At 73.1% G+C, this 14,835-nt stretch carries 10 protein-coding genes; 1 reads left to right on the top strand and 9 read right to left on the bottom strand.

Features of this window, described 5'->3' with window-relative positions:
- Nucleotides 1-9: 9 nt before the first annotated feature.
- A complete protein-coding gene (locus CWOE_RS27555; protein ID WP_012936941.1) occupies nt 10-1,263 on the bottom strand; it encodes a glycosyltransferase family 4 protein in 1,254 nt (417 codons plus the stop codon).
- Nucleotides 1,260-2,135 (bottom strand): methyltransferase domain-containing protein, encoded by an 876-nt coding sequence (locus CWOE_RS27550; protein WP_012936940.1) that lies wholly within the window; start codon nt 2,133-2,135, stop codon nt 1,260-1,262. The genes CWOE_RS27555 and CWOE_RS27550 overlap by 4 nt, the downstream gene beginning before the upstream one ends.
- A 110-nt stretch (nt 2,136-2,245) precedes the next feature.
- On the opposite strand from CWOE_RS27550, the gene CWOE_RS27545 reads away from it, so the two are divergent.
- The gene (locus CWOE_RS27545) at nt 2,246-3,208 is read left to right on the top strand and encodes a CgeB family protein (RefSeq protein WP_012936939.1); all 963 of its coding nucleotides are present in this window, start codon (nt 2,246-2,248) and stop codon (nt 3,206-3,208) included.
- 31 nt (nt 3,209-3,239) lie between these two features.
- Here the strand turns inward: CWOE_RS27545 and CWOE_RS27540 are convergent, their stop codons facing one another.
- From CWOE_RS27540 to CWOE_RS33175, 7 genes are all read right to left on the bottom strand, one after another.
- Nucleotides 3,240-6,029, bottom strand: coding sequence for a glycosyltransferase (locus CWOE_RS27540; protein WP_012936938.1), 2,790 nt, complete (start codon nt 6,027-6,029; stop codon nt 3,240-3,242).
- Nucleotides 6,026-8,827 (bottom strand): glycosyltransferase family 4 protein, encoded by a 2,802-nt coding sequence (locus CWOE_RS27535; protein WP_012936937.1) that lies wholly within the window; start codon nt 8,825-8,827, stop codon nt 6,026-6,028. Before CWOE_RS27535 ends, CWOE_RS27540 begins: the two co-directional genes overlap by 4 nt.
- 53 nt (nt 8,828-8,880) lie before the next feature.
- Nucleotides 8,881-9,990, bottom strand: a complete 1,110-nt coding sequence (locus CWOE_RS27530; protein ID WP_012936936.1) for a hypothetical protein — start codon at nt 9,988-9,990, stop codon at nt 8,881-8,883.
- Nucleotides 9,981-11,885, bottom strand: coding sequence for a glycosyltransferase (locus CWOE_RS31635; protein WP_160165573.1), 1,905 nt, complete (start codon nt 11,883-11,885; stop codon nt 9,981-9,983). Before CWOE_RS31635 ends, CWOE_RS27530 begins: the two co-directional genes overlap by 10 nt.
- A 65-nt stretch (nt 11,886-11,950) precedes the next feature.
- Nucleotides 11,951-12,688, bottom strand: coding sequence for an FkbM family methyltransferase (locus CWOE_RS27520; protein WP_041731085.1), 738 nt, complete (start codon nt 12,686-12,688; stop codon nt 11,951-11,953).
- Between the two features lie 41 nt (nt 12,689-12,729).
- The gene (locus tag CWOE_RS27515; RefSeq protein WP_012936933.1) at nt 12,730-13,587 is read right to left on the bottom strand and encodes an ABC transporter permease; all 858 of its coding nucleotides are present in this window, start codon (nt 13,585-13,587) and stop codon (nt 12,730-12,732) included.
- Entirely contained in the window at nt 13,584-14,825 is a 1,242-nt protein-coding gene (locus tag CWOE_RS33175; protein WP_012936932.1) for an ABC transporter ATP-binding protein, read from the bottom strand. Before CWOE_RS33175 ends, CWOE_RS27515 begins: the two co-directional genes overlap by 4 nt.
- Nucleotides 14,826-14,835 lie beyond the last annotated feature (10 nt).

Below are 14,835 nucleotides of genomic sequence, written 5' to 3'. Positions count from 1 at the left end.
GGTCGCGCCTCAGCCGGTCAGCTTCGAGCGCACCCGGCGCGTCAGCGGCCGCAGCAGCGCCCAGACCGGCTGCATCGCCCGATGCTCCCGCAGCCGCTTCAGCTGCTGCCACGCGGACGTCTGCTTCAGCCGCAGGGCGGGCTTCGCGAGCCGTCTGTACTCGTTGCGCTCGTGCAGGAGCATGCGATGCCGCTCCAGCGACAGGCGGTGGTCGGCGACGAGCTGCCGCGCACCTGCGTATGGAGGCGGTGGCGGATCGCGCCGGATTCTGTCGAGCGCTGCGGCCATGAACGTCGCCGACTGCTCCCAGGACGGCCAGCTGTGCGCCGTCTCCAGCGCGTTCGCGCGCAGGAACGTCAGCAGCCGCCGGTCGCGCGCGAGCAGGTCGAGCGTGCGCGCCGCGCCGCTCGGGTCGTCCCAGTCGACCAGCATGCCGTTCCAGCCGTGGACGATGTACTCGTCGACTCCGGTAACGGGCGCCACGACGCACGTCGCGCCCATGTGGAAGCCCTCGAGCGGAGGCCCGAACATGCCCTCCACGCGCGAGAGCTTGAAGACCACGTCGCTCTCGGCGTACAGCGCTGCCATCTCGCGCTGTGACAGCGGGCCGACGACGCGGTCGGCCGTGCCCGCGACGATCGTCGAGTGGTCGCCTGTGACGACGGTGAGATGGTGCGGCTCGCGCATCTCGCCGACCGTCCCGATCGCCTCGTAGACGCCCTTGAACCAGACACGGGGGTTGCCCTCGACGACGACCCGCAGCGGCTCCTGGAGGCGCGCCTCGATTCGCTCGGGCGAGGCGAAGACGCCCTTGTCGATGCCGTTGCGCACATAGAAGCAGGGCGCGTCCGGGCGGACCTCCCGCAGCGTGTCGGCGATCCAGCGCGCCTCGGTCACGAACGTCACCGGCAGGTCGAGCGTCATCGCCGCGGCGGGTCGCTCGGCGCTGGCGCGTTCGTAGAAACGGTCCTCGAAGCTCTGGACGAATTGGACGTAGCGGTCGGCCTCGAGCTCGAACAGCGAGTACGTCGTCTCCCACCATGTCGCGATCGCCACGTCGAAGTGCTCGTCGCGGGCGTCGTCGAGCCCTTCGACGTGCAGGTGGGCGAGCCCGTCGAACTCCCACGGCGCCGCCTCCTGCTCGCGTACGAGCACGAGCGTCACGTCGTGACCGTGTCTGAGGACCAGCTCCCGGGCGTGCTGGACGACGACGCCGACGCCGCCGGACAGCTGGAGGTCGTTGAGGAGGAAGGCGACCTTCACGCGTGGCCGCTCGCGGCGGGCGCGTCGACGTCACCGTCCGCCGGCGCCGCGTCCGTGGACGCGCGCTCGGCGAGCTGCTGCTCCAGCGCTTCGACCTTCTTCACGTAGTAGAGGAGGTCGCTCTCGCGCTGGCGCTCCCAGCGCCGCTGGGCCTCGAGGTCGGACTGGACGACGGTGACCGCGCTCGTCACCTGGCTGGCCTGTGCGCCGAACGCAAGCAGAACGTGCGACGGGACGCCGGGCGCGAGCGCGACGTCGGTGCGCGCCACCGTCGCCTCGTCGAGTGGGAGCAGCGCCGAACCCTCCAGCGCGAGCTGGTGCAACGCGACATGGCCGGCGGGCAGCAGGCTGCGCAGCTCCTCGACCGCGCCCTCGCCCCACGTCGTGCGGTGGTGCGGGTTGTCGATCGCCCAGAAGGCGTCGTTGGGGACACTCAGCAGAACGGTCGCGTCAGGGCGCGCTCCCAGTTCGACGAGCAGCGCGACGAGCGGCGCGAACGACTCCAGATGCTCGATCAGCTCGAAGGCGGTGACGCACAGCGCACCTGCGCCCGACGCGTCCGCAAGCGCGGCCCGGACCCGATCGATCCCGGCGGCGGTCGAGAGGTCCGCTCCGATCGCGGTCGTTGCACGGGCCGGCACGGCCGTGGCCGCACGCTCGGCAGCCGTCGCGTCGCGATCGACCAGCAGCGCGGTGCCGTCGAGCTCTTCGCCGGCGAGCGCGGTCACGGCGCCGAGGCCTGTGCCACAGCCGAGGTCGCACCAGCGAGCGCTCGCGCGGATCAGCGGCGCAGCGACCGCGTAGCGCAGCTCGTGCTCGGCGCGGATCGCCGGGCGGGTGTCGTCGTTGATGCGTTCTTGCCAGTCGGGCATGCGGAAGGTTCCTGCTCGCCGCGGAAGGCTACCTGTCGCCCCAGCTGTCCGCGTGACGCTGCACCGGCACGTACCATCCCGCCGATGCGCCCGCGATCCGCCCGCTGCTCGTGAAGCCGACGTTCGCCCGCACGGGCATGCCCTATGCGGTGCCGGTCGAGCGTGAGCCGTTGCGGCTCGCGTTCGTCGGACAGGCGACGTTCTTCGAGGCGTGCGCGCTGATGCAGGGCACCCCGGAGCTGTCGACCCGCTTCGTCGAGTTCCGCGAAGGTGCCGAGCTCGGGCGCCTGCTCGCGGAGCTGCAGGCGTTCCGGCCGCACGTCGTGCTCGTCTTCCGGCCGGAGATCGTCCCGCCCGGGGCGTTCGAGGGCGTCGACGCCGCAACGCTGGGCTTCCTGACCGAGCCGCTGCCGCGAGGCCGCGGTCCTGCCCACCCCGACCTGGAGATACGGCTCGCCTCGCTGCGCAAGGTCGACGGTGGCAACTTCGACCGCATCGTCGCGTTCGACCCCAACATCGTCGAGGCCGCCGAGGACGTGCTGCCCGTCTGGCGCTCGCTGCCGCTGCCGGTCGACGATCGCTTCTTCGCCGATCCGCTGCCGATCGGCGGCCGTCCGAAGGTGATGTTCGTCGGCCGCTCGACGCCGTACCGCGAGCAGCTGCTGACGCCGGCCAAGCACGGCTTCGACGTGCTCCACCTCGCGTTCGGCGTCGACGCCGAACGGCTGGACACGTTGATGCGGGAGCACCACGTCGGCATCAACCTCCACAACGAGCCCTACCCGTCGTTCGAGAACCGCGTCTCGCTGCACCTCGCGGCCGGCCACCTCGTCCTGAGCGAGTCGCTCGATCCGCTCCACGGGCTCGAGCCGGGCATCGACTTCATCGAGGTCGGAACAGCTGTCGAGCTGTACCGCGAGCTGGAGCTGCTGCAGCGCTCGCCGGACGCCCACCATCGCGTACGCGTGCGTGGCCGCATGAAGGCGGAGGACTTCCGCGCCTCGCGCGTCTACCCCCGCCTGGTGCACGACCTGCTGCTCGACCTGCGCGCATTCGGCACCGAGCGGCGCTGAGCGCCGGCGTGCGTCGCCCGGCGCACGGGGCTCAGCGTCTCAACCGCCCTGCCGCACGTCTCCCGGCGTTGCGCAGCGTGCGCACCGTGAGCTGTGCGGCGCTCTGGGACATCTCCTCGGTGAGCGCTCGCAGCCGCTTGGCCTCCGCGAGCAGCTCCGCTTCGAGCTTGCGGAAGTCGGCGACCTTCTGCTCGAGGTCGTCGATCCAGATGCGCTGTTCGGCGAGGCGTCCCTCGTAGACGTGCTGCTGCTCGGCCAGCACCGCCTGGAGCCGGTCCGCCTCGCCGCGCGTGCCGCGCAGGAGGCCGACGAGATCCGCTGCCGCGTCCGCTTCACGCGCGAGCGGCCGCTCGACGCGCAGCCACTGCTCCGCGTCGTATGGCAGCCCGGCAGGCTCCTGCGGCCCTGCGCGCAGCGCTGACCACGCGTCGGCGCGCCGCTTGGCCGCAAGCGGCTCGGACACGACCTCCAGCCGCAGCCCGGTCGCGGCGGCGCGGTTGAGCAGCTCGTGATCGGCTTCTTCACCGCGTGCGTCGGCGGCGAAGCCCCCGAGCTGTGTGAGCGCAGCGCGCCGGATCGCATACGGGCCGGCGCTGAACAGCGGGTGCGTCAGGCCGGCAAGCGGCGGGCCGCTCAGCGGCACGAACGCGTGTACCAGCGCGTCCCGCGTCGACGCCTCCGCATCGTCGGCGTCGGCGTCTCGGGGGACCTCGTCGAGCACGACGCAGGCGTACACGTCCGCGTCCGTCGCTGCGGCGACGGAGCGCAGCACGTCGGCGAACGGCGGCAGCGGGACGTCGCCGGGCGGGACGATCGCCACCAGCTCGCCACGGGTCGCCGCCACCGCGGCGGCGCGCGCCTCGGCGGCGTGCCCGGGTCTGCGCGGCTGCACGACGGGCAGTCCGCGCTCGACGGCGGCCTCGATCGGCTCGCGGGGGTCCTGGCGAACGTCGGCGACGACGAGCTCGACCTCCGCGTCGTCCGCCGCGAGCACGTCCAGCTGAGCGCCGAGCAGCGCGTCGTCGCCGTCGAACAGGATGCAGACGGCGAGCGCCGGCAGCTCCTGCGCGCCACGGTCTGTACCGGCGCCGGTGTCGTTGGCATGGCGCACGGCTCGGTGCCAGCGGTCGTAGGCGGCGTCGACGGCCGCGGAGGTCGAGGCCGGCCGTGCGGGCTCGACCGTTCTCGTGAGGCGGCGGAGCAGCAGCTCGGCGAGCGGCCCGGCCTCGGGCGCCGGCGGTGCGCTCGTCAGCGGCAGCGGCAGGAGGACGGTGTCGTCCGGTGCGCCGAACATGTGGTCGTCGCGCTGCTCCGCGGCGACCAGCTCGCCCGTGCCACCGGTGCGGCCGGCGACGAGCGGGATCCCGAGCGCGATCGCCTCGCTCACGGTGTTGGGTGCGTTGTCGACGGTGGACGGCATCACCGCGAGCACGCCCGGCCGGCCGAGATACTCGGCGGCACCCTGCTGGTCGCGGTCGCTGACCACCTGACAGCTCCACGGCCAGCGTTCCGCGCGCGCCGCGATGTAGCTGTCGGCGCGCTGCCCGAGCACCTCCGCGACCGGACCCAGGAAGGTGACCGAGAAGGGCGGGACGTCGTCCGTCTCCGCCAGCCGGTCGAGCGCGTCGCACAGCGTCGCGACGCCCTTGCGCGTCTCGAGGCGGCCGAAGAAGACGATCTCGTCCGGCAGGCCCGCGGCCTCGCCTGCGGTGGAACGGCCGTCGGCGGCGGCGACGCGGGCGTGCACGGCCGCCGGGATCTCCGCGATTCTGCGTGCACGCACGGCGGCCGGGACGGCGTACGGCTGCACGTGAACTCGCGCGGGCAGCGTCCAGTCCCGCTCGCGCAGGTAGTCGTGCAGGTAACGGCTCGGCCCGAGCAGCACGTCCGCGAGCGCGACGCTCGTGTGCTCCAGCGCCTCGTTGACGAGGAACTCCTCGCGCGTGAGCGCGACGCGGTTGGCTTCCGCCGCCCAGCGCGTCGGACCGTGCGTGCCGACGACGAACGTCGTCTGCACGAACGCCCGGCCCTGCCGCTTGGCGAGCTGCGCGTACGCGCCGTGACCCATGTTCTCGGGCAGGTGGACGACGTCGAACGGCGGCGCCTGGTGCAACCAGCAGTAGACCTCGTACGCCGAGCGAGCGGGGAAGTGCGGGTTGCCGACGGTCTGGACGCCCGGGGCGCGCACGATCTCCAACCGCACGTCGCGCTCCGCGTAGTGGCGCCGCCACTGCTCGTTCTGCTCGCCGCCGCCCGCGTTCTGCCAGCCGGTGAAGAGGAGCGTGACGTCGTGGCCGGAACGCGCGAGCGACTCGGCGAGGGAGGTGCTCGCGGTGCCGATGCCGCCGCCCGTCATGCCCGAGACCTCGAACGACACGACACAGACCCGAGCGGGCGGAGCGGTCGGCGAGACGGCTGCCACGTCGACGGCGGCGTCGAGCGTGAGCGCGTGCGGCCCGGCGGCGAGCAGCTCCCGCACGCGGACGTCCCCGGCCGGTGCGGCGACGACGAGTCCGACGTCGATCGGGGCGCCGTCGGTCCCGGGCGTCGTCGCGAACGACGAGAACGCGACGTCGAGCCCGTGCGCCGCGACGCGCGCGCCCAATGCGACGAGCGCGGCGCTGACCGCGCTCCCGGCGGCGCCGGCGACGAGCACCGCGCCTGCGCCTGCGAGCCGTTCCGCCGGGACGTCGTCCAGTTGCGCGTCCGCGACGAGCAGCACGCCGCCGTCAGCCTCGCCCGGCTCGGGCCAGCGCTGCAGCGGCGTGTCGAGACGGATCGCGAGGCGCCGCGCGATCTCGAGCGGCTCGTCCCAGGTCATCGCAGCCTCCGGCCCAGTCGTTTGATGCGTTGGCGAACGCGCCACGCAAGAACCTGCCCAGGGGACTCGGGTCCCGGCCGGGCGCTGCGCGCGCCGCCCGAGCCCAGCGCGGCGCGCAGCTCCTCCTTCTGCCGCTCGTAGAGCTCGATCAGCTCGCGGTGCTCGGTCAGCCGCGCCTCGTACGCGGCGACGATCTCGTCGCGACGGGCGGCCTCGTCTCGCGCCCGCTCGGCCGAGCCGCCGGCGACCCGGAGCGTGCCGGTGAGCAGCGCGGGCAGGTCGGCGAGCGACTCGCCGAGCTGGCGCCGGAACGGCCGCAGCAGGCTGATCTGCTCTTCGCCGCGCGGCGAAGGCACCGCGGTGGAGCCCCAGTAGTGCGCGCGCAGCGCGACGTGCTCGTCGTCCTCGACGACGCTCGCGAGCGGGTCGGGGAAGACGTGCATCCGCACGCCGTCGAGCGCGGCCCGCGACAGCAGCTCACGGTCGACGGCGCCGCTCGGTGCGTCTGCGGCGTAGCCGCCGAGCCCGCTCAGCGCCGAACGGCGGATCGCGTACGGTCCGACGCAGAACGCCGGATAGAGGGCGCCGGCGACCGCCGGGCCGGCGATCGGGACGAACGCGCACAGGTCGCGCGGCAGCTCGCTCCGGCGCAGGTGCTCGGGCGTGTCCGTCGGCCGGTCCGCGTCGTGGTCGCGGGTGACGAGCGACAGCAGCTCCGCGCCGCCCGTCCGCATCGCGTCGAGCGTGCGCTCGACGAGCTCGGGGTCGGGCTCCTCGTTGCCGCGCAGGACGATCAGGACGTCGGCGTCGAGCTCCGCGTTCACTCGCCGGCGGGCCTGGCCGGCGTCACGGTCGCTTGCGACGACGACGCTGTCGAGGCCGGGGAGCGAGTCGCCGCCCGGCTCCTCCACGATCGCCACGATCCACGTCGGCGCCCGCGTGCCGGACGCGACCGCGGCTCCGACCCGCGCCGCGGCGGCGCGGTCCCGCGCGACGATGCAGACCGCCGCGGTCAGCGGCTCGCCGGGCGCCGCGGGCGCTGCGTCGCGCGGCCGGCCGGCGATCGCGCGGTGCCAGCCGTCGTAGGCGCTGTCGCAGGCGGCGTCGTCGACGGACGGTGAGACGGGTGCGGCGGGCGCGAACGCCTTCGCGCGGAGCGCGGTGGCGAGCGCCTCGACGTCGAATGGCTCGCGGGCATCGGAGAACGTCGGCGGCTCGAGCGCGCCGGCGTAGCGCCAGCCGTCGAACGTCGAGCTGGCCAGGTCCGCGGCGGCGATCAGCTCGCCGGTGCCGCCGGAACGCGATGCGACGAAGGGGACACCGAGCGCCACCGTCTCGATCACGGTGTTCGGCGAGTTGTCGACGAGCGACGGGATCGCGACGACGCCGGCGGCGTCGCGCAGGTGGGCGACCGCCTCGTCGTGGCCGAGGTCGGGCAGGATCCTCCAGTCGAGACCCCACCCGGCGGCCCGCCGTGTGACGTAGGAGGTCGCGTCGGTGCCGAGGATCGGCTCGGGGCGGCCGAGCAGGGTGACCCGCTCGAACGGACAGTCGTCGGCGGCGGTGAGGAGGTCGACGGCGTCGCAGAACGCCTCCAGCCCCTTGCGCGTCTCCAGCCGTCCGAAGAACACCAGCTGGCGCGTCGGCCGCTCGCCCGCGGTCGGGCGTCCGCCCGCCAGCTCGCGAACGGCTCGCGGGCGCGCGAGCGGCTGCACGAAGGTGCGCTCCGGCAGCGACCAGCCCCGCCCGCGCATGTACTCGAGCATGTACGCCGTCGGGCTCATGACGACGTCCGCCAGCTCGACGCTGGTGCGTTCGAGCTGCTCGCTGACGAGATCGTCGAGCTGCTCGATCCCCTCCCGGTTGCTCTCCGCGACCCAGCGCGTCGAGGAGTGCGTGCCGATGACGAACTCGACGTCGCGATAGGCCGAGCCCAGCCGCTTCGCCATCAACGCGAAGGCCGCGTGCCCGGGCGTCTCGGGCGCGTGGACGACGTCGAACGGGCGCGTCGCATGCGTCGCGGTGAGCCAGCGGTGCAGCTCGTAGGCGCGGCGCACCTGGTGATGCGGGTTGCGCACCGGCACGTCCCATGGTGTGCCGAGCAGCTGGAAGTCGATCCCCGCCTGCGCGAAGCTGCGGCGCCACTCGGGCTCCCCGCCGGCCTGCTCCGGGTCGAGCCAGCCGGTGAACAGCATCGTCACGTCGTGCCCCGCAGCCGCCAGCGTGTGGGCGAGCGAATGGTAGGCCGTCCCGATGCCGCCGTTGCCCGTCGGCCCGGCGACCTCGTGCGAGGCGATCAGGACGCGAGCGGGACGCGGCGCGAACCCCGTGCCGCTCGCACGGGGGTCGAGCGCGAGGCCGAGCGGACCGCAGGCGAGCGCCTCCGCGATCGAGTCCTCGGGTCTGCAAGCGATCAGCAGCGAGCCCTCGCGACGCGCGCCGGTCGCGCCCGTGTGCAGCAGACCTGCGTGGGCGATGCGCCAGCCGGCCGCGGCGGCTCGCTCCTCGGCGGCGGCGATCGCGTCGAACGGCGCGCGGTCGCGGCCGAGGTCGGCGACGACGGCGATCCGCGCCGCGCCGAGCGCGTCCCACGACGTGTCGCCGGCGGCGACCACGATCCCGCCCTCAGCAGGAGCCGCGGTCAGCTCGAAGTCGCCTTCGAGTCGAAGCGGCGCGGGTCCGACGTTGGCCACCGCGCGGACACCCGTGAACCTGGCAAGGCGGTCGACGGCGAGCGACAGCGCGAGCGGCGCGGCTTCCGGCCCGGGCGTCGCTGGATCGGAGGATGGCGATGCCATGGACTCAGCGGCATCCTAAGCAAAGCGCACGTCCGATGGCGCGCAGCCGGCCCTCAGCGGCGCAACAGCCGCGACAGCCGATTCGCCGCGCGGACCGCGCGGCGGTCGTTCGCGACCGCCAACCGCTCTTCGAGCCCGAGCGCCCAGCGCTCGGCCTCCTGCGCCCGCGCCTCGACCTCGGCGACACGTCGCTCGCCCGCGTGCGCCCGCAGCTCGACCTCCACGACGCGTGCCTCCGCGGAGACGGCGCGCGCGGCGTGCTGCTCGGCGAGGCGTTCTGCCTGCGCGGCACGGTCGCCGAGCGCGTCGCTGCGTCGTTCGGCCTCGACCCGCCGATGCTCGGCCTCCGCCGCGGCGGCGCGCGCCTGCTCGGCGTCCGCCGCGGCCGCGTCCACCGTCCGCTGCAGGCGTGCCAGCTCGCCGGTCGCGGCGGCGCCGCCGCGACCCGGCAGCTCGCGCCCGAGTCGCGCGTTCGTTCGCAGCAGCGCGGCGTTGGCGGCCTCCAGCAGGCGAACGCGTCGCGTCGCCGCGGGCGTCACGGTCAGCTTCAGAGTGGCGCGCGCACCCGCAGCGGCGAGCTCGTCGTCGAGCCCGACGACCCAGACGTAGTGCGCGGCGTCCTCTGGGTCGAGTCCGTCCGGCAGCTCGAGCTCCGCCTCCGCGGTCTCGAACGTCTCGACGCCCCTGTCGACGCGCCGCAGGAGGGATCCCTCGGCGACCGTCTGCACGAGCAGCACCGCACCGGGAAGACGGCCGGTGAGCGCGAGCGCATCCTCGTGCTGCACGGCGCCGGCGTCCTGCTCTGCCGCGACGGGATCGGCGGCACCGCGCAACGACACGACGATCGCGAGGTCACCGACGGCAGCCGCGGCGGCCAGCTCGTCGAACAGCCGGCCGGGCTCGAGCGGGCCGGCGCCGTCCAGGGAGACGATCGCGCCCCGTGTCTGAGGCGCCGCGCTCCACGGCGGCGCGGCCTGCGCGAGCAGCCGGTCGCACCCGCGACGACGCAGCAGCTCGCGTCCGTCGCCGGCGGGGTCGCCGACGACGACGACCTGCCGCTCGCGCAGCAGCTCGGCCGCGAGCGCGTAGCGCTGGAGCCGGCTGACGTCGGCTTGGCACGTCGCGTCGAGCACCGTCGGTCGCTGATCGTCCGTCACGCCCATCGCACACCCCGTTCGCGTTGGTGGGCGAGCAGCTCGCCTGCGAGCCGCTCGACGTTCGGCAATCCCATCGTGCGCAGCTTCGAGTCGGCCCGCACGCGGTAGTCGAGCAGGCGGGTCGGCATCACGATGCCGTGATGGCCCGCGTCCCGCAGCTCACGCCAGAGCTGCCAGTCCTCGAGGCTGACGAGGTCGGTGCGATAGCCGAATCCCAGCTCGAACACGCGCCTGCGGATCAGTGCCGCGGCGTCCCCCGTGATGTTGCGGCGCTCGAACTCCGGGCCGCGTCCGCCGCTCGGGTGATAGCCAGGGCTGTCGCCCACGAGGGGCCTGCCGGCCTCGTCGACGAAGGTCGTCCACGACGTGACGTACGCGAGCTGCGGCTCGCGCTCGAGCACCTCGACCGCGCGTGCGACGAAGCGTGCGTCGAGCACGTTGTCGGCGTCGAGCGGCAGCACGTAGCGACCGGCGGCCTGCGCGATGCCGAGGTTGCGCGCGGCGCCGACGCCCTGGTTCTCCTGCGTCAGCAGCGTGAGCGGCAGGCGGGCGGCCAGCTCCTGCAGCCGCACGTCCTCCGGCTCGGCCGAACCGTCGTTGACGACGATCACCTCGATCGCCGGGTGCGTCTGCGCGAACGCCGAGGCGACCGCCGCCTCGACCCACCGCGCGAGCCCGAAGCAGGGGATCACGACGCTGACGAGCGGCGGGCGGGTGCGCTGGCGCGGGGCGGAGGGGCGCGCCGCGAGGACGGTGCCGAGCAGCGAGGCGTATGCCGCGCGCAGGCACGACTCGTCGGTGACCTCCGCTGCGACGGCGCGCGGTCCGTCGCCGGCGAGCAGCGCTGCCAGCTCCTCCTCGTTCGCGAGCTGCGAGGCGACGGTCGCCGCGATCGCGGCGGGCGAGGTTCCGGCCGCCAGCCACCCGGAGCGACCGGCGACGGTCAGCTCGCGCAGCCCGCCGACCGGTGTCGACAGCAGCGGGCGGCCCGCGTGCAGCGCCCGCAGCGCGGCGTCGGGCCAGCAGTCCCAGCGCGCCGGCAGCGCGACGACGTCGTGTTCGGCGATGAGCGCGTCGAGCGAGCTGTCGTCCTCGGCGAACGCGATCCGCGGATCGCCTGCGACCGTCAGCTCCAGTTGGGCGCGCATCGAGGTCCGGAGCCCGCCGACCTCGCGGTCAGGCCCGCACAGCGTGAGCTGCCATGGGATCTGCGGGTCGAGGCCGAGGAGCGCCTCCACGAGCACGGCGGCGCCGCGGCGGGGATCGAGCGGCCCCGGGACGAGCAGCCGAAGGGGCCGATCGTCCGGCGGGGTCGACGGGCCCTGCGCAGTCGGCGGCCCCGGCGCATCCGCGGCGGCTGGCGGGCGGAATCCGGGCCGCACGGTGCGGACCGGTGCGAGCGCGTCGCGGTCGCCGTAGAAGCGCCTGTACGTCGTCTCGACGTGGCGGCTCGGGACGAGCAGGAGGTCCGCGTGCCGCAGACTGGTGCGCTCCAGCTCGTGCAGCAGGTTGGCGTGCGCGTCGTCCGGCAGCCAGCCGTCGAGCGTCCGCAGCATCTCGTCGCTCCCGCATGCGCGGATGACGACGCGCGTGCCGGCGAGGAACGGATCGCGCGTGATCCGGGCCTGGACGGTGACGGCGCCTTCGCCTCCGCGGTCGATGAACTCGACGAGGTCGGGCCCGGCGTCGCCGTAGACGTCGCGCAGCGCGTCGAGCGCGACGCTGCTGCGCTGGTGGGCGGGGAACGAGAACCCGCCGCCGGTCTCCTGCGGTTCGTCGACGACGACGGTGCGGAACGGCGGCGCGTCGTCTCCGGCTGCCGTGCGCGGCGGCTCGCCGGCCGCGGAGACGAACACGGTCACGTCATGCTCGGCGGCGAGCGCGGCCGCGGTCGAGAACACCGCTCGACGCGGCTCTGATGCGGCGCCCGGCGTCGGATCGAGACAGACGAACGCGAGCTGCATCGCTACGGCGGAGTCCCTGGAGAGTGCCCGCGGTGGCGGTCGATCGTCCGCTGCGAGATGTAGACCGGATTGGTGCGCCGCAGGTGCGGCTGAAGCGTTGGCCACTCCTCCTTCTGCTCGTAGATCCCGAAGAGGCGGTAGTCGTGCCGCTCGAGATGGCGCTTGAGCGTCTCGAACGGAACGTGGGTGGAGTTCTCGGGGTTCATTCCCGCCTCCACCTCGACGACGTCGACCCGCTGCTGCGCGAGCAGCTCCTCGGCGCCGCGCAGCACCTCGAGGTCGAAGCCTTCGGTGTCGATCTTGAGCAGGTCGACGTGCTCGATCCCCCGTTCACGACAGACCTCGTCGAGCGTGCGGACCTCGACCGGCTCGGTGCCGCCGGCGCTCTCCGCCGTCGGGGACGCCGCGAGCGAGTGCAGCGTCGAGCCGCTGAGGACGATCGAGCCGCTCCCGCTCTCGGCGCCCAGCGCGCAGCGGACGCAGTGCACGCGACGGGAGACCGCGAACCGCTGCTGAAGCTCCTCGAAGACGCTGGAGACGGGCTCGAAGCAGAGGATCTCCGCGTGGGGAAACGCAGCTGCGAACACCGCCGCGGACTGTCCGACGTTTGCGCCGACGTCCACCACGACGGTGGGCGCGAAGCCCGGCAGGCACTGCCGCAGGTCGCGGATCGGATCGATCCCCTTGATGTGGAACCGCTCGACCTCCTCCGCACCCTCGCCGTGGATCGCGGCGCGCAACCGTCCTGCGAGCGTGGAACGGCGAGCGCGCCCGCCCATGCTCAGAGGTCTTCGGCGATTCGCGGCGCGGCGCGGTCGAAGTACCGGTAGCCGCCCACGACCAGCAGGACGAGGATCGTGGTCGGGGCGAGCAGCAGCAGCCAGCCGCCGGCGGCTTCCACCGCGCTCGGATGGCTCGGATCGATCACTGCATGCCGGAATTGCTGGATTATCACGGCGAGCGGGTTGATCAGCAGCACGTGCTCGAGCGTCTTGTTGTTGATGACGTCGAGCGTGTAGAAGATCGGCGTGCCGTAGAACAGCATCTGGAGCAGCACGTCCCACACGGGTCTGATGTCGCGGTAGCGCACGTAGAGTGCTGAGATCAGCGTCGAGATCCCGGCGGCGAAGAGCGCCAGCAGGACGACGAGGAAGGGGATCTCCAACCAGCTCAGGCGCACCGACCCGCCCGAGATGAGCAGGAAGATCACGACCACGACCAGGTTGAGCGCGAGGTTCATCAGCGCGGTCGTGACCACCGACAGCGGGATCACGAGCCGCGGGAACTGGACCTTGCGCACGAGCGCCTCGCGGTCGACGAGGCTGCTCACCGCGACGGTCGTGCTCTCCGACAGGAACGTGAAGATGACGATGCCCGACAGCAGCGCGACGGGATAGAACTCGGCGTCGCTTCTGAACTTGAGCACGTGCGCGAAGACGACGTAGAGGACGCCGAACAGCAGCAGCGGGCGCATCAGCTGCCACAGGTAGCCGAGCGCCGAGCCGAAGAACCGCAGCTTGAACTCCGTGACGGCGAGCGTCCGCGTGAGGTTGAAGAAGCGTCTCGCGTCGACGCCGATCGCGACCGGGCCGGGAATGCGCGTGCCGCGCAGGGGCTTGGGAGGCGTCTCGACGCTCACGGGGTCACCTCGGTGCTCGCGGCGGAAACGTGCTCGACGGCGGTCTCGTACGGCAGTTCGACGAGCCCGCCCGAGCTGTGCGTGCCGGAGACGACGATCGAGCTGAATCTCTCGCGGCGGTCGAGCAGTGCCGTGCCGCTCCCGCGCTGCGCCACCGACGCTGTCACGTCGTAGCGCCCGGGGGCGAGGACGTTCTCGAAGCGGACGCGGAAGATGACCTCTTCGCCGGCCGCGAAGCGCCCGGTGCTCGGCTCCTGCCACTGCGTGGTGGCGCCGAACACCGTGTGGTGGTCGCCGTTGTCGAGCGAGAAGCCGAAGACGGGGTCCGTCGTCTCGGCGGCGAAGCGCACCCGCGCCGCGAACGCGCACGGGCGCTTGAGCTCGAGCAGCGACGTCTCGACGCCCTGCTCGTCCTCGAACCAGGCCGTGAGGATCTCGGCGCTTCCGTCGCCGGCGCGCAGCTCGTCGGCCTCGGCCGCGGCGGCCTCCGAGCGGCCGAAGTTCAGCTCGAGGTACTCCATCCCGACCCGCCGCGACTCGCCGTCGCGCAGCAGGTTGCCCTTGTCGAGCAGGACGGCGCGGTCGCAGAAGCGCTCGACCGCGCTCATGTCGTGCGTCACGAGGATCACGGTGCGGTTCTCGTCGCGCAGCCGATAGAACTCGTCGAAGCACTTCTGCTGGAAGGCGGCGTCGCCGACGGCGAGCACCTCGTCGACGACCAGGATCTCCGCATCGACGTGGATCATCACGGAGAACGCGAGTCGCACCATCATGCCCGACGAGTAGTTCTTGAGCTTGAGGTGCTCGAACTCGCGCAGCTCGGCGAAGTCGATCACGCTGTCGAACCGCCGCCGCGCCTCGCGCGGGGAGAGTCCGAGCATCGTGCCGTTGATCAGCACGTTGTCGCGCGCCGGCAGGTCGGGGTTGAACCCGACCCCGAGCTCGATGAAGGCGGAGAGTCGCCCGTCGACGTAGATGCCGCCGGAGTCGACGCGGTAGATCCCGCACATGCACTTGAGCATCGTGCTCTTGCCGGAGCCGTTGCGGCCGACGATTCCGAGGAACTCGCCATGCGCGACGTCGAACGAGACGTCGCGGAGCGCGACGAACTCGTCGTGCGAGGTGCGGCGGAACGGATGCAGAACCGTCTCCTTGAGCGTGTGGACCCGTTCGGTCGGCACGCGGAAGGTCTTGGAGACGCCGTCGACGGTGACGGCTGGGGGTCGGGAGCCTGACATTCGGCTGAAA

The organism is Conexibacter woesei DSM 14684 (genome assembly GCF_000025265.1).
Taxonomy (GTDB): domain Bacteria; phylum Actinomycetota; class Thermoleophilia; order Solirubrobacterales; family Solirubrobacteraceae; genus Conexibacter; species Conexibacter woesei.
Note: the sequence above shows the minus strand (reverse complement) of the source record. Positions and strands in the feature narration are given on the sequence as shown.